Here is a 16722-nt window from a genome sequence, read left to right on the forward strand (position 1 = left end):
CCGTGATAGGTTTCTCCCTGAAACGAAAAAATCGGGAGAGTGGACATGCATGATCTGGTGATTCGCGGCGGCACCGTCGTCGATGGAACGGGCGGCGACGCCTTTGTCGCGGACATCGCGATCGACGGCGACCGGATCGTCGCGGTGGGCGAGAATCTGGGCAAGGGGCGCGAGGAAATCGACGCCGCCGGCAAGGTCGTCACCCCGGGCTTCGTCGATGTTCACACCCATTATGACGGGCAGGCGACCTGGGACGCCGAAATGGCGCCGTCGAGCTGGCACGGCGTCACCACGGTCGTGATGGGCAATTGCGGCGTCGGCTTCGCCCCCGCCAAGCCCGACCGCCACGAATGGCTGATCTCGCTGATGGAAGGCGTCGAGGATATTCCGGGCACCGCGCTCGCCGAAGGCATGTCGTGGGATTGGGAGACCTTCCCCGAATATATGGACGCGCTCGAAAAGCTGCCGCGCACCGTCGACGTCGCGTGCCACGTTCCGCACGGCGCGGTGCGCGCCTATGTGCTCGGCGACCGCGAAAAGCCCGGCGCGATCCCGACCGAGGCGGACATCGCCGAAATGTCGCGCATCGTCGAGGAAGGCGTACGCGCGGGTGCGCTCGGCTTTTCGACCAGCCGCACCGTGCTCCACAAGTCGATCGACGGCGAACTCGTTCCCGGCACCACCGCGACCGCAGAGGAACTGGTCGCGATCGGCCGCGCGATGGGGCGCGTCGGGTATGGCGTGTTCGAGATGGCGAGCGACATGAAGCGCGAGTGGAACGAGTTTCAGTGGATGGGCGACCTCAGCCGCGAAACCGGGTTGCCGGTGACCTTCGCCGCGCTCCAGTCGATCGCCAAGGAATTGCCGCTGGAAGAGCAGATCGAGGAGATGCGCAAGCAGAACGCGACCGGCGCGAACATCGTCGCGCAGATCGCGCTGCGCGGCAATGGCGTGATCATGGCGTGGCAGGGCACGGTGCATCCGTTCCGCTTCAAGCCGGCGTGGAACGAAATCATCGACCTGCCGTGGGAGCAGCAGCTCGCGCATCTGAAGGACCCGGCGTTCCGCACCCGCATGACGCAGGAAGCCAATATCTGGCCCGAAAGCGATATCCTCGACTTTCTGAAGGTCGTCGCCGAGGGCTGGCCGGTCCATTTCGAGATGGACCCCGACTTCAACTATGAGCCGCGGATGGACGAAAGCATCGCGCATCGCGCTGCTGCGGCGGGGGTGACGCCGTCCGAATATGCCTATGACCTGCTGATGAAGGACGACGGCAAGGGCTTCATCTATTTCCCGATCCTCAACTACCGCGACGGCAATCTCAATTTCCTCGAGGACCTGCAGGCCGCCGACGATACGGTGAACAGCCTGTCCGACGGCGGCGCGCATTGCGGGACGATCTGCGACGCGGCGTCGCCGACCTTCATGCTCCAGCATTGGGTGCGCGACCGCAACGGCAACCGCATCGGGCTGGAACATGCGATCAAGCGCCAGTGCCGCGACACGGCGGTGCTGTACGGGCTGGAGGATCGCGGGGTGCTCGCGCCGGGCTATCTCGCCGACCTCAACGTCATTGACATGGACGCGATCAAGCTGGGCAAGCCCTGGCTTGCTTTCGACCTGCCCGCGGGCGGCAAGCGCCTGCTGCAAAAGGCCGACGGCTATGTCGCGACGATCAAGTCGGGCGAAGTTACCTTCCGCGACGGCGCGATGCAGGGGCCGACCCCCGGCGGCGTGATCCGCGGACCGCAGCGCGTCGAACTGGCGATGGCCGCCGAATGAGGCGCGCGTCGATCGGGGCAGGCGCGGCGCTCGCCGCCGCGCTGCTGCTCTCCGCGTGCGGCGGCGATGCCGCGCCCGCCAACAAGGCGCCGACCGCCAAGGATGCCGAGGCCTATCTGACCAAGCGCAAGGCGGCCGTCGGCGAAAAGGTGCTCAAGGCCGACCTCAGCGCGCAGGCCGATGGCAGCTTCGAAGGCAAGGCGACGATCCAGGCCGAGGGCGCAGCGCCCGAGGAATGGGATTGCTCGGTGCGGATCGCCGACGCGCTGGGCAGCGGTACGGCGAGCTACGGCTGCTTTCAGAAATAGCGCGGCGGAGCCGCTTTTCAGGAGATACTTCATGGTGAAGGCCATGCGCCTCGGCGCGCCCTCGTCGCTCGACAGTCTGGCGGTCGCCACCCTCGCCGATCCGGGCGATCCGGGTCCGGGCGAGATCCGCGTCCGGCTGGCGGCGTCGTCGCTCAACTTCCACGACTTTGCCGTCGTCGCCGGGATGATCCCGACCGCCGCCGGGCGCATCCCGATGTCCGATGGCGCAGGGACGGTCGAGGCGGTGGGTGAGGGCGTGACAGACTATCGGGTCGGCGACCCGGTCGTATCGCTCTTTTTCCCCGAATGGAATGACGGCGCACCGCCCGCCAGTGCCTTTGCCAAAGTGCCGGGCGACGGCATCGACGGTTATGCGCGCGAGGTGGTGGTGACCCCGCAGCACTGGTTCACCCGCGTGCCGCAGGGCTGGTCGGCGGCCGAGGCGGCTACGCTGACCTGCGCGGGCCTCACCGCATGGCGCGCGCTGTTCGTCGACGGGGCGACCCGGCCGGGCTCGACCGTGCTGATCCAGGGCAGCGGCGGGGTGTCGGTGTTCGCGCTGCAATTCGCCAAGGCGGCGGGCGCGAAGGTGATCGCGACCAGCTCGTCCGATGCGAAGCTCGACAAGCTGAAGACGCTCGGCGCCGACGAACTGATCAACTACAAGGAAGAGCCGAAATGGGGCGCGAAGGCGCTCGAACTGACCGGCGGGCGCGGAGTCGACACGGTGGTCGAAATCGGCGGCGCGGGTACGCTCGACCAGTCGATGGTCGCGGCGCGCGTCGGCGGCCATGTCGCGCTGATCGGCGTGCTGGCCGGCATCGCCGGACCGGTGCAGACCGCGCTGCTGATGGGCAAGAATTTGCGGGTGCAAGGGCTGACCGTCGGCAGCCGTGCGCAGCAACTCGCGCTGATCGACGGCGTCGAGACGAATGGCATCCGGCCGGTGATCAGCGATCATTTCCCGCTGGAACGGCTCGGCGACGCCTTCCGTCACCAGATCGCCAACGCGCATTTCGGCAAGATTGTCGTCGATATCTAGCCGAGCGCGGCGAGCGCCCGCTCCACATCGGCGACGCCATTATAGGCATGGAACGACAGACGCAGGATCGTGCCGCGGAAATCGGCGCGAAGATCGTGCCGGTCGAGCGCCTCGGCAACGCGCGGCTGGTCGGTGCCGGTATCGATGCAGAGCGTCCCGCCGACAGCGCCTTCGGCCCAGCTCCACCCGGGGGTCTTCGGTTCCAGCGCGTCGCGCAGCATTGCTTGCAGCGTGCGATTGTGCGCGCCGATCGCATCGACGCCGATCGCCGCGATCTCGCCGATCCCCGCCGTCGACAGGATGAAGGGCGCGACATCGGGGGTGCCGCCCCACCAGCGCCGGGCGTCGGGGGCGTAGCGAAAGTCGGCGATGTCCATCTCGAAGGGATTTTCGTGGCTCCACCAGCCGCGCTCCATCGGGTCGAGCGCCGTCCGGTCGTGCGGGGCAACCCACAGCCACGCCGCGCCGGGGCCGCCGCACAGCCATTTGACGCTGGTGCCGATCACGGCATCGGCGCCCCATGCAGCGGGGTTCACGGGGAGGATGCCGACCGACTGCGCGCAGTCGGCGACGCAGCGCGCGCCGGCGGCCTTGGCGGCGCGCGCCACCGCCGCGATATCGGTCAGCGCGCCGCTGTTCGAACTGACATGCATCGCGACGACGAGCGCGACGCTGTCGTCGAGCGCTGCGGTCCAGCTCGCCGGATCGCGCACGTCGGTATCGACGGGCAAATAGCGCGTCGTCCAGCCCGCCGCCGCCAGCCCGCTCGCGACATAGCCGATCGTCGGGAAGGCGCTCGGTGCGAGCAGGATCGTGCGGCGGCGGGTGGCCTGTCCAAGCGCCGACAGGTAACGCGACAGCGCGGCGCTGACATTGGTTGCTGGGCACAGGTCGCGCGCCTCGACGCCGACCAGCTGCCCGAGCGCCGCGCGCCAGTCGTCGATCGCGTCGAGCCAGTGCGGCCAGGCCTCGCCCGTCTCGCGCCACGGATCGAGCAGCCGCGCCTGCAGCGCATCGGCGGCGGCGCGCGGCTGGCAGCCGACGCTATGGCTCTTCAGATAGACGCTGCCGGGCGGCAGGTGGAAGCGCGCCGCGACCGCGGGCTGGAGCAGCGCGGGGGTCACAGCCCGCTCCCGTGCCCCGCCGTGCCGCCGCTGATGCTGTCGCGCTTGACCCCATATTCGGCGCCCCAGCGGTCGGTCATCTCGGCGCGGATGTCCCAGAGCTCGGGGAAGAAACGGTGCCGCGCGCCGGCGTTGAGCAGTTCGACCGGACGGCCTTTCAGCGACTTCGACCCCATGCCGATCGAACGGTGGATCAGGGTGATGTGATGGGCACGGAACAGCTGGAACAATTCGTCGAACTCGACCAGCGCCTCGGCGACCATATAGGCTTCGTCATGCTTGTAGCCGGTGTCGTAGACGTCGGCGACGCTGCGGCCCGCAGGGTCGAGATAGGCGGCCTTGTAGCGCGCCCATAACGGCTGTGGCAACGTGAGGAGCAGCTGGAAACCCGGGCTTTCCTGCCCTGACCCGTTGCCGAGCTGGAGGCGGATCGACTGATAGTCGAAAGGACTCATCGTCTCGAGCAGCCCCAACTGGTCGGTCATCATCCGCATGATGCGATTGACCCGGTCGAACAGGCTGAGCACGCGCATCGTCTCGCCCGCGGCCATATGGCCGTCGATCTCGGTGAGGGTAAAGGCCATCAGCTTCATCCACAATTCCTCGACCTGGTGGACGATCTGGAACTGCAATTCGTCGGGGGTGCAAAGTTCGGCGAGCGGTTTCTGGCAGAGCAGCAGGCGGTCGACCGCGAGATAGACCCCATAATCCTTCATGTCGGGGGTTTCGATGCGGCGGTGGGTTTCGGTCTTGTCGAGCATGGGCTTATCCCTTGCGAAAATGGCACGGAGGAACGGACGGCGCGCGTCGTGGCGCGCCGAAGGTGTTCAGCCGCGCGGCGCGACCCCCGCCGGGGGACGCCTCGGCGAACCCGACTGGCCGAGCCACAGCAAGGGCGCCGCGCGCTTCATCGCGCCAGCAGGTCCGAGGGCAGGGTCGGCTCGCCGATGATCAGCGCGAAGCGGCGCCAGATTTCGTCGCGGTCGGGGGCGCCGCGCTCGATATAGGCGCGGACGATTTCCTCGCCGAGCCCATAGTTGATCACATAGCTGCGATATTGGTCGGTGAAGCTGACCGACTGTTCGGCGCGCGCCGGCGAGACGAGCAGATATTTTTCGGTGAGCTGGACCGCCGTGGCGCGGTCGATGACGCCGTCGAGATATTGCTGGGCGATCGTCAGCCGCGCCCCGGTCAGCGCCTTCATCGCGTCGAGCAATTGCCAATAGCGGTCGTCCGACGGCGGCTCGATGCCCGCGAGCGGCATCAGCACGTCACGCTCGGTGTCGGGGCGCGTCTGGCCGGGGAAGGCGAGATCGATGCCGTAGTTCGCGGTGCCCTCGGCGATCAGGCTCTGCGGGCTGTACAGCGGATAGACGCTATACTCGATCCAGCCGCGCCCTTTCACCATTTGCTCCTCGAGCTTCATGTTGAGCAGATGGTGGCCGGGATAGCCCTCGTGGCAACCGAGGTCGAGCGCGCGCGACAAGCGGATCGGCAGGTCGGTGTTGACCTGGATGATGCTGTGATAGCCGCCCTGGTAATAATTATAGCCGCTCCAGCTTTTGCCGGTGACGAACTGCAATTCGAAACTGTCGCCCGGCGCCAGCGCGACATGCGCGACGGTGCGCCCGCGGCAGCGCGCGATGGCGGCCTCAAACACCCCCTGCAACCTGTCCTTGGGGATGGTGAAGCGGTCGAGATAGGCCTCGACCCGCGTCGCCAGCGCGCCTTCGCCGGGAACCAGCGCGTCGACCGTGGTGAGCGCCGCGTCATAGCTTTTGAGCGGCTTCAGAACCGGGCGCACCCCGAACAGGCGCTCGGCCTCTTCGGCAAAGGAGAAACGTGCGCCGCCCATCATCATCAGCCGCGTCTCGGCGGCGCGGAGCTGCGCCGCGAGGAAGGCGCGGCGCTGGCGCTCGATCGGGTCGGACAGGTCGGGTGCGATCTCTTCGAGCTTGGCGATCAGCTGGCGGGTCGAGACGAGCAGCGCCTTCTGGTCGCGGGGCGCTGCGGTCGAGGCGTCGAGCAGGCTTTGCGGGCCGTAATAGGCGTCGATATAGCCTTTTTCGTGCGTGCCGATTTCGAGGCTGAGCGAGACATAAGCGGTGGCGATGGCGTCGACCGTCTGACCCGCGAGCGTCGCGGCGGCGGGGTCGACCGTGGCGGCCGAGCGCACCGGCCAATCGGCGGCGGGCGCGGGCGGCGGGGGCAGGTCGGGTGATGCGGGCAGCCCGGGTGCCGATCCCGACGGCGGCGGCAGGGCGGTGAGGCCCGGAATGATCGTCGCCCGTTCTTCGCCATTGGCGTCGGGCCGGGCGGCCGGCGCCCCGGAAGGCGGCGGCAGCGCGGTCATGCCGCGCACGACCTCGACCCGGCGCACGTCGACTTCGGGCACCGCTGCTTCCGGCACCGCTGCTTCCGGCACCGGGGCTTTCGCAGCAGTGTCGGGCAGCGCGGGGTTGCGCTCCGGGCCGACGGGGCTGTCCTGCGTCTTGCGTGCCTCGACCGTGCGCTTCATCTCGGGGTCGAGCGCATAGCAGCCCGACAGCGTCGAGGCGGTCAGCATGACGGCCAGAGGTAAGCGCAGGCAGTGCATCATGCGGAAATCGGCTCCGAGGTATCGCGGACGTCGCCGTCGCCAACGATTTCGTCATCGCAGCTGGCTTCGACCGCGCCATGCTGCGGGTGCAGCGGCGCGAAGCGCAGTACCGCATAACCGGCGAGCGCGGCAACCAGCGAACCCATCAATATACCGATCTTGGCTTCCTCGATGAGCAGCGCATCGCCGGGGAAGGCGAGGCCGCCGATGAACAGGCTCATCGTGAAGCCGATACCGCACAGCAAGGACACGCCATAGATTTGCAGCCAGGTCGCGCCGCGCAGCTTGCCGGCGATGCTGAATTTCACGGCCAGCCAGACGCTGCCGAAGATGCCGACCTGTTTGCCCAAAAACAGCCCCGCGGCGATCCCGAGTGGGAGCGGAGCGAAAATCTGTTCGGCGGTGAGGCCCGAGATATCGACCCCGGCATTGGCGAATCCGAACAAGGGCACGATCGCGAAGGCGACCCACGGGTGCAGCCCATGTTCGAGGCGATGGAGCGGCGAGGTCGCGCTGTCGGGGGCGCCGGGCGTCCGCTCGAACGGGATCGCCATCGCGGCGAGGACGCCGGCGATTGTCGCATGCACGCCCGAGAGCAGCATCGCGTACCAGAGCAGCACGAACAGCAGCAGATAGACGAGCAGGCTTTTGACCCCCATCCGGTTGCAGGCGAACATCAGGGCGAAGACCGCTCCCGCCGCCGCGAGTGCGAGGAGGTTGATCTTGGCGGTATAGAAAAGCGCGATGATCGCGACCGCGCCCATGTCGTCGACGATCGCGACGGTGACGAGGAACAGCTTGAGCGAGGTCGGCGCGCGCTTGCCGAGCAGCGCGAGCACGCCGATCGCGAAGGCGATGTCGGTCGCCGCCGGGATCGCCCAGCCTTGCGCGAGGCCCGGCGTGCCGCCGGCAAAGGCCATGTAGAGCAGCGCCGGCACCGCCATGCCCGCCGCCGCGGCGATGAAGGGCAACCGCCGCCGGTCCCAGCTGGCGAGCCGGCCGTCGACGAACTCGCGCTTGATCTCGAGCCCGACGAGCAGGAAGAAGATCGCCATCAGCCCGTCGTTGATCCACAGATGGACCGTCATCGGGCCGAGCTTGTCGGACAGCACGGGGCCGGTCACCGCATGGATCGCGTGGGAATATGTCTCGCCGAAGGCCGAATTGGCGATCAGCATCGCCAGCGCCGCCGCGAAGATCAGCAACATCCCGCCCGCGCTCTCGCTTTCGAGGAAATCGCGCAGGGCGGAGGGACGTGTCGAGCGGCGGGTCATAGGGTGAGAGCGGCTTCTTCGGTGGATTGGAGGGGCCTCTCCTAGCGTGCGACGGCGGTCGCGTCACCCTTTACCCGCCGCGTGTTTTTGACTAGTTCCAGACGCTTGTGGCGCTATGACGTCACAAGGGGGCGGGGCATATGGGGCTGTCGACCGCAGGGATGGAAATGCTGGTCGCGCTGGCCAGCCACGAACTGATGCTGTTCGCGTCGGTCGGCATTTTGGTCATCGGTTTCGACGATCTGTTCTTCGACATATTGTGGTTCGTCACCCGCGACCGCGATGCTGCGCCGCGCTATCTGCGCGATCATCGGCCGCGGGCGCCACTCGCGGGGCCGCTCGCGATCTTCGTTCCGGCCTGGGACGAGGCGAAGGTGCTGCCCGCGATGATCCGGCGGACGCTCGCCGCGTGGCAGGGCGAGGATTTCCGCATCTATCTCGGCTGTTATCCCAACGATGCGGCGACGCTGTTCGCGGTGTCGCCGCTGGTCGCGGGCGACCCGCGCCTCCGGCTGGTGATCGGCGATGCCGAAGGGCCGACGACCAAGGGCGACAACCTCAACCGGCTGTGGGCGGCGATGGGCGGTGACGAGCGGGTCGAGGGCATATGGTTCGCGGGCATCGTGCTCCACGACGCCGAGGATATCGTCCACCGCGGCGAGCTCGCGCTCTACCGCGCCGAACTGACGCGCCATGCGATGGTGCAGATTCCGGTGCTGCCCCTGCTCGGGCTCGGGCAGCAATGGGTCGCGGGCCATTATGCCGACGAATTCGCCGAGGCGCATGGCAAGGATCTGGCGCTGCGCACGCGGATCGGTGCGCCGCTGCCCTCGGCCGGGGTTGGCTGCGCGCTGACGCGCCACGCGCTGACCCTGTTGTCGATCGAACGCGGCGGTCAGCCCTTTCGCGCCGACAGCCTGACCGAGGATTATGAGATCGGGATCCTCGTCGGCACCCATGGCCTTGGCACCGCGTTCGTCGCGGCCATCGACGACGCGGGCGACTGGATCGTGTCGCGCGGCGCTTTCCCCGAAACGATCGAGACCGCGGTGCGCCAGAAATCGCGCTGGATCGCGGGGATCGCGCTCGCGGGATGGGACCATCTCGGCTGGGCGGGGCCGCAGGACGGCGGCTGGCGTGCCCGCTGGATGCTGTGGCGCGATCGCCGTGCCCCGCTCGCGGCGCTTGTCCTGCTCGCCGCCTATGCCGCGCTGGTCGTCGGCGCGGCGGGCTGGATCGGCCATGCGTTGTTCGGCTGGCAAGCGCGTCCGCCGGGGGCGATGTTGCAATATCTGATGGGCCTGTCGGCGACATTGCTGCTCTGGCGGCTGGGCATGCGCGGCCATTTCGCGGCGCGCGCCTATGGCTGGCGGCAGGGGCTGCGGTCGATCCCGCGCGCCTTTGTCGCCAACATCGTCGCGATGCTCGCGGCGCGGCGCGCGGTCGCGGTCTATTGGCGCATGCTCCGGTCGGGGCGGGTGGTATGGGACAAGACACCGCATGGCGAGCGCGACGCGCTGCCGGTTCCGGCGCTGCCACCGGGGCGCAACGGATGACGGGCGTCATCGTCGCCGGCCACACGCGCCGCGACGCGCGGTCGCTGCGTTTCCTGTTGCTCCTGCTCGGCGGCTGGACGCTGGTGCGGGTGATGGCGCACTGGAACCCAGCGATCCCGTCGTCGCCACCCGGGATGCCGCCTCCGCCATGGGCGGGCGAGGCCATGCCTGCACCATGGGCGACCGCCGAAGCGACGCCCCGCGCCGTGCCGGCTTCGATGATCGCTGCGGGCGGACGGGAGAAAGAGCGGATGTCGCGCCCGCTGCCGCAAACCCCGGTCGCGGATGCCGACGCGGCCAGCGGCGAATGGGGCGGCGGTGATCGCCACAATTTGCGGCTCGCGCTGATGGCGCGATTGCTGCCGCCGCAGGTCGGCGGCGCGTCGTCTGCCGCCTTTCCGGCCGGTGCATCGGCGTGGATGACCGCGCCGCTGCCGGCGCGTGCCGCGCCGCCCGGCCGCGGCCAGCCCTTCTGGATGCAGCGTCAGCTTGCCGGCTGGTCGCTCGGCAGCTGGGCCTATATGCGCAGCGGGTCGGGCGACGCGCCGCCCGGCGGCATCGCCGCGGCGAGCCAGCTCGGCGGCAGCCAGGCCGGCGCGCGGCTCGCTTTTGGTTTCGGCGACAGCGGGCGCGTGCGCGCCTATGGCCGCGCGACGCTCGCGCTCGCCGAAACGCGCCAGCGCCAACTCGCCTTCGGCCTTGCTTTCGCTCCGGCCCGGCACCTGCCGCTCGATGTCGCGATCGAGCAGCGTGTCGCGGCGGGAAGCGGCGGGCGCACCGCCCTCGCGGCGATGGTCAGCGGCGGGGTCGGCGATGTCGCCTTGCCGCGGCGTTTCCGGCTCGAAGCCTATGGACAGGCAGGCATCGTGGGGGCGCGGCGGCGCGACGGTTTTGCCGATGCGGCGGTCGTCGTCGACCGCGAAATCGCCCGGAACCCGCAGGCCAGCCTGCATCTCGGCGCGCTCGCGGCGGGGTCGGTACAGCCGGGCGCGGGGCGGGTCGATGTCGGCCCGCGGCTGACGCTGCGCCTGCCCGAAGTCGGCGAGGGCAGCCGCCTCGCGCTCGACTGGCGGCAGCGCGTCGCGGGCGATGCAAAGCCCGACAGCGGCCTTGCGCTGACGCTCGCCGCCGACTTCTGATTTTTCCCGATTTTCCGCGCCGCGGCGATTCCCCATGGCATGAAACTGGTCTAGGGTCGGCGCAGCCGCTCCGTCCGGGGCGCATTTTCGCATTCGGGGCCCATGGATCTCTACCTTCCTGTCGCCAATTTGTCGGTCAATGCGCTGGTCATCATCCTGCTCGGCGGCGGGGTGGGTTTCCTGTCGGGCATGTTCGGCGTCGGCGGCGGTTTCCTGACCACGCCGCTGCTGATCTTCTATGGCATTCCGCCCACGGTCGCGGCGGCATCGGCGGCGACGCAGGTGACCGGCGCCAGCGTGTCGGGTGCGCTCGCGCATCTCGAGCGCGACGGGGTCGACCTGCGCATGGGTGCGGTGCTCGTCGCGGGCGGGCTGATCGGGTCGCTGATCGGTGCGGCGCTGTTCGAACTGCTGACCGCGTGGGGGCAGATCGATACGACGATCAACATTCTTTACGTGGCGCTGCTCGGTTCGGTCGGGTCGTTCATGGCGCGCGAGGCGTGGAGCGCGCTGCGGGCGATGAAGGCGGGGGTGCCGGCCCCGGCGCGCAAGCGACGGCACCATCCGATGGTCGCCAACCTGCCGCTGCGCTGGCGCTTCTATCGCTCGGGCCTCTATATTTCGCCGCTCGCGCCCTTGCTGCTCGGCATGGCCGTCGGGGTGCTGACGATGCTGCTCGGGGTCGGCGGCGGCTTCATCATGGTCCCGGCGATGATTTTTCTGCTCGGCATGGGGACGCAGGTCGTTGTCGGCACCTCGCTGTTCCAGATATTGTTCGTGACGATCGCGACGACGATGGTCCATGCGATGACCACCGGCGCGGTCGACATTGTGCTCGCCGGACTGCTGCTGATCGGCAGCGTTACCGGGGCGCAGGTCGGCGCGCGCTTCGCGCAAAAGGTGAAGCCCGAATATCTGCGCATGGCGCTCGCGGTGATCGTGCTGCTCGTCGCGCTGCGCATGGCGGTCGACCTCTTCATCCGCCCCGAAGAAATCTACACGGTCCAGTGACCCGCGTCTGCGCCTTGCTGCTGTTGCTGGCTTCGACCTTCTTCGCGACCGGCCCGGCGCGCGCCGACGATCCGCGTCTTGTCCCCGATGTGTCGAGCCGCGCTATCGACATCCAGTACAGCTTCACCGGCGAGGAATTGCTGCTCTTCGGCGCGATCCTCTATCCCGGCCAGCGCCTGCCCGACGACCGCGCCGACATCGTCGTCGTGCTGAAGGGGCCGGTGCGCCCGATCGTCCTGCGCGAAAAGAAACGCGTCGCGGGCATCTGGGTCAATGCGAACAGCATCCGCCTGCGTACCTCGCCCGGCTTCTACGCGATCGGCTCGTCGCGGCCGATCGATCAGCTGGTCGACGAGCGCACTGCGGCAATCTTCGAGCTCGGCCTTACCAATCTGTCGATGTCGCCGACGGGCTTTTCGGAGGCTGCCAAGCTCGAGCGTTTCGAAAACGGGCTGATCGACCTTTATCGCCGTCTCGGGCTTTTTTACGAGAATCCGGCGGCGGTCGAAATCAGCGAAGGCGTGTTGTACCGCGCGCGCATTCCGGTGCCGGCGCGGGTGCCGGTCGGAACCTATCGCGCCGAGACCTTCCTGATCAGCAAGGGGCGTGTGCTCGCGGTCGCGTCGCGCAACGTCGAGATCCGCAAGGCGGGTTTCGAACGCTTCGTTGCGCTCGCGGCGCAGCGCCATGGCTTTCTCTATGGGCTGGCCGCGGTCGCGCTGTCGCTGCTTCTCGGCTATGCGGCGTCGGCAGCCTTCAAGCGGCGCTAACCCCTCGATTTCGCCGATCATAAGCGCTTTCTTTACCATCAGATGCGATACCGGTGTCCGGGGTCACGAAACGACACAGGCGGGGCAGTTTTGATGGATATGCAAGGTGGCGGGTACAAGGCCGGGGAAGCTGCGCCGGTGCAGCACGTCCGGCTGGCTGGCGGCGTCGCGACCGCAGCGCCGGTCAACCCCGCCGCCGTACATCATCGCGACGACCTGTTGGTCGGCGAAGTCATTGATATTTCGGGCTCGGCTTCGCGCATTCTGCTCGACGTAGGGGCGCTGCAGCGTCTGTCGGATTCGGGCGATCCGGCGGTCGCCATGGCGGGCCAGGTCGGCGCGCAGATCAAGGTTCGCGTCGGCAATGTCTGGCTGCTCGCCAGCATCCGCGACCAGCAATTGCACGAGCGCAGCGAAGGGCTGATCCTTGCCTCGATCGACTTTCTGGGGGAAGGCGACGAAGAAAAGCTGACCGGCCGCATCCACAATTTCCGCCGCGGCGTCACCCGCTATCCGATTCCCGGCAGCCAAGCCTATGCGGCGACCAGCGCCGACCTCAAGCAGATCTACGCCGCCGACGACCGCGCGCATGTCGAGATCGGAACCGTCTATCCGACCAAGGATATTCGCGGGTCGCTCTATGTCGACGCGATGCTGGGCAAGCATTTCGCGCTGCTCGGCTCGACCGGCACCGGTAAATCGACGAGCGCCGCGCTGATCCTCCACAAGATCTGCGAACTCGCGCCGCAGGGCCATATCGTGATGATCGACCCGCACGGCGAATATTCGGCGGCCTTCAAGGGCACCGGCGCCTTGTTCGACGTCGACAATCTGGCGATGCCCTATTGGCTGATGAACTTCGAGGAACATTGCGAGGTGTTCGTCACTAGCGAGGGCCGCGATCGCCAGGGCGACTGCGATGTGCTCGCGAAGTGCCTGCTGATGGCGCGGCAGAAGAACCGGCTGGCCGAGGGCATGACCAAGCTCACGGTCGATTCGCCCATCCCCTATCTGCTCTCCGACCTGCTCAACATCCTGCAGAACGAGATGGGGCGGCTCGACAAGGCGTCATCGAGCGCGCCCTTCATGCGGATCAAGGGCAAGATCGAGGAAATGCGCGCCGACCCGCGTTACAATTTCATGTTCTCGGGCATGCTCGTCGCCGACACGATGGCCAATTTCATCGGCAAGATCTTTCGCCTGCCGTCGGACGGCCGACCGATTTCGATCATCGACGTGTCGGGGGTCCCCTCGGACATCACCGCCGTCGTCGTCGCGGTGCTGTCGCGGCTGACCTTCGACTATGCGATCTGGTCGCGCGGCGAGCCGCAGCGCCCGATCCTGCTCGTCTGCGAAGAGGCGCATCGCTATATTCCGGCGAAGGACGTCGGCGGGGGGCAGGCGGTCCGCAAGATCCTCGAACGCATCGCCAAGGAGGGCCGCAAATATGGCGTGTCGCTGGGGCTGATCACCCAGCGCCCGTCCGACTTGGCCGAAGGCGTGCTGTCGCAGTGCGGCACGATCATCTCGATGCGCCTCAACAACGAACGCGACCAGCATTTCGTCAAGGCGGCAATGCCCGAAGGCGCGCGCGGCTTCATCGATTCGATCCCGGCGCTGCGCAACCGCGAATGCATCATCTGCGGCGAAGGCGTGTCGATCCCGATCCGCGTCTATCTCGACACGCTCGAAGAGGACAAACGCCCGGCGTCGAGCGATCCGCTCTTCTCGAAACTGTGGCGCGAGACCGGCGGTGAGGCCGAGATCCTCGAACGTGTCGTCAAACGCTGGCGCAGCCAGGGACGATAAGCTTTCAAGCATCGTCATTGCGAGCGAAGCGAAGCAATCCATGGCGGGTTACGCGACCCTGGATTGCCGCGTCGCCTTCGGCTCCTCGCAATGACGAGGCTTTGTTGGTCGATGCCGCTTACGCCGCCGCGGGTTCCCACAATTCGATCGGATTGCCTTCGGGATCGAAAACGCGTGCAAAGCGGCCGAGGCTCGGGTCATCCCATTCGGGTTTGGTGATCACCTCGTCGCCCGCAGCGCGAAACGGGGCGAGCACGGCGTCGAGGTTGTCGACGCGCAGGTTGATCATATGCTGCCGGTCGGCTGGGAAATAGTCGCTGTCGGCCTTGACGGGTTCGAAGACGAGCGGCCCTGCCGCGACGTTCCACACCCATTCGTTGGGCGCGACGCTCTCGTCGGCGCTGCAACCGCCGCCGATGCCCAGGCGCTCGCGATACCAGCTCTTGAGCGCGACCGGGTCGTTCGACCGGAAAAACAGCCCGCCGATGCCCTTCACATGTCCCATGACAAACCTCCCTGTCGGTGATGGGGGCAGGCTAGGCCTAACGGGTCAGCGAATCCACTCTCCGCTCTTGTTATATTCCTCGCGGACCTGTCCCGACTGGTTGAGCCGCGGGTCTGCATAGGTTTTCGCTGGCGCGGCAGGTGTCGCCACCGGGGTACCGATCGCGCGTTCGCCTTGCGCCATCGCCTGCGGCGTCGGCGCGGGGGCGACGTTGGGCAACGGCGCGAGCGTGCCGCTGCCTTCGGGAAGCAGGCCCGTCGGCGCGGCGCCCTGGCCCTTCAGGATCGCGAGCTGCTGGGCGACCGGCAGATAGGGGCCGGGCACCGGCTCGCGGCCGAGATACGGCGCGCGAAAGGCGTCGGGCATGCCCCAGCGGCCGCGCCAGCGGTGGAAGATATGCGCGCCGACGATGTTGGTCATCACCAGGCTCTTGCCCCAGCGCGGCCAGATCGCCTGGGTGTGATAATGGGTTGCGAGGCCGACGCCGGGAAAGACATAGCCGCCGAGCGCCGCCGCCGCGATGCGGCTGGCGCGCAGCCAGTTGTCGCGGCTCGGCGCGCGCGCCATCGCGCCGTCGCAACTGAAGGTGAACTGACACACCCCGGCGCGCTGCGATCCCTGGAACACGACGCCGCAGATCGTGTTGGGAAAGCTCGGATGGCGGGCGCGGTTGACGATGACCTGCGCGACCCCGCGCATACCGTCGTCGCTTTCGGACGCGGCTTCGTAATAGATCGCCGAGGTCAGGCAATAATGGGCGCGTTCGCGGTCGAGCGCGGTGACGCCGCGAAACACATAGGGTTTGGCGGGCGGTCCGACGAAGGCCTCCTGGCGCAGCGTTGCGGGATCGACCCCGGGGGTTGCGGTCGCGTCGGCCCATCCGACGCTGCCCGGATCGGGAAGCGTCGGGTCGAGTTTCAGCGCGTCCTCATAGTCCCCCGCGTTCATGATCGCCCAGCGAGTGGGGTCGTAGACTTTGAAAGTCAGCGGGACGCTGACGCTATAGGGGCCGGGGACATAGGCGCGCAGCTGCCCCGTCGTCGCGACGAGTGCGAAACAGGCGAGCAGGCTGGCGAAGGCGAGGCCGATCCACCAGCGCCGCCGGGGTCCGCGCGGCGCGGCATCGCGCGCCGGGTCGAGCCAGGGCGATCGCGCCGTCAGGTTGAGTTCGGGCTTCATGCGTCAAATGCGTCTCGTGCCCGCTCCGTGCGACCGATTCGCGCGGGGTCCGGCAGCCTGTCTTATGCCGCGAGGTGCGAACAAAATGTTGCGCGGCGCCGAGGGTGTCCCGCACGGGGACAGGATTGTATCGCATGCTTATGCCCCGGGCGGTGCGGTGCCGTGCCGCCGGTCAGCTTTCGCCGACCCCGAATTTCGCCATCACCTCGGCCCCGGTCAGCCGTTCGCGCGTCCCGGTGAACGCATAATAGGCGGGCTTTTCGTCGATGAAGATTTCTTCGACCATGGCAAAGCCATCGGCGCCGCCGAACAACCCCGAGGTGAAGGAGTAGCTCGCTTTCGGCTTATAGAAAAAGAACAGGTGCGTCCCGCATTGGCGACAAAAGCCGCGCTCGGCCCATTCGGAGGAGGCATAGCGGGTGATATGCTCGGCCCCCTCGATCTCGGGGTCGGTGACCATGCGCAACGACAGCAGGGCGCTGCCGCCCCAGCGCCGGCACATGCCGCAGTGACAGGCATCGACATGCGGTTCGGGCGGCGTCATCCGCACCGTCACCGCGCCGCACAGGCACTGGCCTTCGAGTTTGTTTGCCGCCGTCATAGGAGCCTCCGTTCGCCGCG

Annotated in this window: 15 protein-coding genes; 8 read left to right on the plus strand and 7 right to left on the minus strand. The window is 67.7% G+C overall.

All coding sequences use genetic code 11. The features are described 5' to 3' along the window. Nucleotides 1-45: 45 nt before the first annotated feature. Genes ASD67_RS07860 through ASD67_RS07870 form a run of 3 tightly spaced genes read left to right on the plus strand, consistent with a single transcriptional unit; the run spans nucleotide 46 to nucleotide 3135 of the window. Nucleotides 46-1785, plus strand: coding sequence for an N-acyl-D-amino-acid deacylase family protein (locus ASD67_RS07860; protein ID WP_056345682.1), 1740 nt, complete (start codon nucleotides 46-48; stop codon nucleotides 1783-1785). Beyond that, the gene (locus ASD67_RS07865; RefSeq protein WP_056345685.1) at nucleotides 1782-2093 is read left to right on the plus strand and encodes a hypothetical protein; all 312 of its coding nucleotides are present in this window, start codon (nucleotides 1782-1784) and stop codon (nucleotides 2091-2093) included. The genes ASD67_RS07860 and ASD67_RS07865 overlap by 4 nt, the downstream gene beginning before the upstream one ends. A 34-nt stretch (nucleotides 2094-2127) precedes the next feature. Further along, nucleotides 2128-3135 carry a zinc-dependent alcohol dehydrogenase family protein gene (locus tag ASD67_RS07870; protein WP_056347165.1) on the plus strand — a complete coding sequence of 336 codons (1008 nt, stop codon included), beginning with the start codon at nucleotides 2128-2130 and terminating at the stop codon, nucleotides 3133-3135. Here the strand turns inward: ASD67_RS07870 and ASD67_RS07875 are convergent. From ASD67_RS07875 to nhaA, 4 genes are all read right to left on the minus strand, one after another. After that, nucleotides 3132-4259: an aminotransferase class V-fold PLP-dependent enzyme gene (locus tag ASD67_RS07875; protein ID WP_056345688.1), complete on the minus strand. Its 1128-nt coding sequence runs from the start codon at nucleotides 4257-4259 to the stop codon at nucleotides 3132-3134. The genes ASD67_RS07870 and ASD67_RS07875 overlap by 4 nt on opposite strands. After that, nucleotides 4256-5020, minus strand: coding sequence for a tryptophan 2,3-dioxygenase family protein (locus ASD67_RS07880; RefSeq protein WP_056345691.1), 765 nt, complete (start codon nucleotides 5018-5020; stop codon nucleotides 4256-4258). Before ASD67_RS07880 ends, ASD67_RS07875 begins: the two co-directional genes overlap by 4 nt. A gap of 146 nt (nucleotides 5021-5166) precedes the next feature. Further along, entirely contained in the window at nucleotides 5167-6825 is a 1659-nt protein-coding gene (locus ASD67_RS07885) for a hypothetical protein (protein ID WP_200937993.1), read from the minus strand. A 29-nt stretch (nucleotides 6826-6854) separates the two neighbouring features. Then, a complete protein-coding gene (gene nhaA / locus ASD67_RS07890) occupies nucleotides 6855-8132 on the minus strand; it encodes a Na+/H+ antiporter NhaA (protein WP_056345694.1) in 1278 nt (425 codons plus the stop codon). Nucleotides 8133-8272: 140 nt separating this feature from the next. Here nhaA and ASD67_RS07895 point away from each other — a divergent pair, with 140 nt between their 5' ends. From ASD67_RS07895 to ASD67_RS07915, 5 genes are all read left to right on the plus strand, one after another. Next, nucleotides 8273-9688 (plus strand): glycosyl transferase family protein, encoded by a 1416-nt coding sequence (locus ASD67_RS07895; RefSeq protein ID WP_056345699.1) that lies wholly within the window; start codon nucleotides 8273-8275, stop codon nucleotides 9686-9688. After that, nucleotides 9685-10827 carry a hypothetical protein gene (locus ASD67_RS07900; protein ID WP_056345702.1) on the plus strand — a complete coding sequence of 381 codons (1143 nt, stop codon included), beginning with the start codon at nucleotides 9685-9687 and terminating at the stop codon, nucleotides 10825-10827. Before ASD67_RS07895 ends, ASD67_RS07900 begins: the two co-directional genes overlap by 4 nt. Before the next feature lie 102 nt (nucleotides 10828-10929). Continuing rightward, the gene (locus ASD67_RS07905; protein WP_056345705.1) at nucleotides 10930-11838 is read left to right on the plus strand and encodes a sulfite exporter TauE/SafE family protein; all 909 of its coding nucleotides are present in this window, start codon (nucleotides 10930-10932) and stop codon (nucleotides 11836-11838) included. Next, a complete protein-coding gene (locus tag ASD67_RS07910) occupies nucleotides 11835-12608 on the plus strand; it encodes a TIGR02186 family protein (RefSeq protein ID WP_082544906.1) in 774 nt (257 codons plus the stop codon). Before ASD67_RS07905 ends, ASD67_RS07910 begins: the two co-directional genes overlap by 4 nt. Nucleotides 12609-12701: 93 nt before the next feature. Next, nucleotides 12702-14417, plus strand: coding sequence for an ATP-binding protein (locus tag ASD67_RS07915; protein ID WP_156377611.1), 1716 nt, complete (start codon nucleotides 12702-12704; stop codon nucleotides 14415-14417). Nucleotides 14418-14535: 118 nt separating this feature from the next. Here the strand turns inward: ASD67_RS07915 and ASD67_RS07920 are convergent, their stop codons facing one another. From ASD67_RS07920 to ASD67_RS07930, 3 genes are all read right to left on the minus strand, one after another. Beyond that, nucleotides 14536-14922 (minus strand): VOC family protein, encoded by a 387-nt coding sequence (locus tag ASD67_RS07920; RefSeq protein WP_056345707.1) that lies wholly within the window; start codon nucleotides 14920-14922, stop codon nucleotides 14536-14538. Between the two features lie 45 nt (nucleotides 14923-14967). After that, on the minus strand, nucleotides 14968-16101 hold the full coding sequence (locus ASD67_RS07925; RefSeq protein ID WP_056345709.1) for a cell wall hydrolase: 1134 nt from the start codon (nucleotides 16099-16101) through the stop codon (nucleotides 14968-14970). 172 nt (nucleotides 16102-16273) lie between these two features. Continuing rightward, on the minus strand, nucleotides 16274-16702 hold the full coding sequence (locus ASD67_RS07930) for a GFA family protein (RefSeq protein ID WP_056345712.1): 429 nt from the start codon (nucleotides 16700-16702) through the stop codon (nucleotides 16274-16276). Nucleotides 16703-16722 lie beyond the last annotated feature (20 nt).

The sequence above is a fragment of the Sphingopyxis sp. Root1497 genome (assembly GCF_001427085.1).
Classification (GTDB): Bacteria; Pseudomonadota; Alphaproteobacteria; order Sphingomonadales; family Sphingomonadaceae; genus Sphingopyxis.

Bases quoted from the DNA above. Each gene is read 5' to 3' on its own strand.
- ASD67_RS07860 (WP_056345682.1), top strand. From the start codon at position 46: ATGCATGATCTGGTGATTCGCGGCGGCACCGTCGTCGATGGAACGGGC.
- ASD67_RS07865 (WP_056345685.1), top strand. From the start codon at position 1,782: ATGAGGCGCGCGTCGATCGGGGCAGGCGCGGCGCTCGCCGCCGCGCTG.
- ASD67_RS07880 (WP_056345691.1), bottom strand. From the start codon at position 5,020: ATGCTCGACAAGACCGAAACCCACCGCCGCATCGAAACCCCCGACATG.
- ASD67_RS07885 (WP_200937993.1), bottom strand. From the start codon at position 6,825: ATGCTGACCGCCTCGACGCTGTCGGGCTGCTATGCGCTCGACCCCGAG.
- nhaA (WP_056345694.1), bottom strand. From the start codon at position 8,132: ATGACCCGCCGCTCGACACGTCCCTCCGCCCTGCGCGATTTCCTCGAA.
- ASD67_RS07895 (WP_056345699.1), top strand. From the start codon at position 8,273: ATGGGGCTGTCGACCGCAGGGATGGAAATGCTGGTCGCGCTGGCCAGC.
- ASD67_RS07900 (WP_056345702.1), top strand. From the start codon at position 9,685: ATGACGGGCGTCATCGTCGCCGGCCACACGCGCCGCGACGCGCGGTCG.
- ASD67_RS07905 (WP_056345705.1), top strand. From the start codon at position 10,930: ATGGATCTCTACCTTCCTGTCGCCAATTTGTCGGTCAATGCGCTGGTC.
- ASD67_RS07915 (WP_156377611.1), top strand. From the start codon at position 12,702: ATGGATATGCAAGGTGGCGGGTACAAGGCCGGGGAAGCTGCGCCGGTG.
- ASD67_RS07920 (WP_056345707.1), bottom strand. From the start codon at position 14,922: ATGGGACATGTGAAGGGCATCGGCGGGCTGTTTTTCCGGTCGAACGAC.
- ASD67_RS07925 (WP_056345709.1), bottom strand. From the start codon at position 16,101: ATGAAGCCCGAACTCAACCTGACGGCGCGATCGCCCTGGCTCGACCCG.
- ASD67_RS07930 (WP_056345712.1), bottom strand. From the start codon at position 16,702: ATGACGGCGGCAAACAAACTCGAAGGCCAGTGCCTGTGCGGCGCGGTG.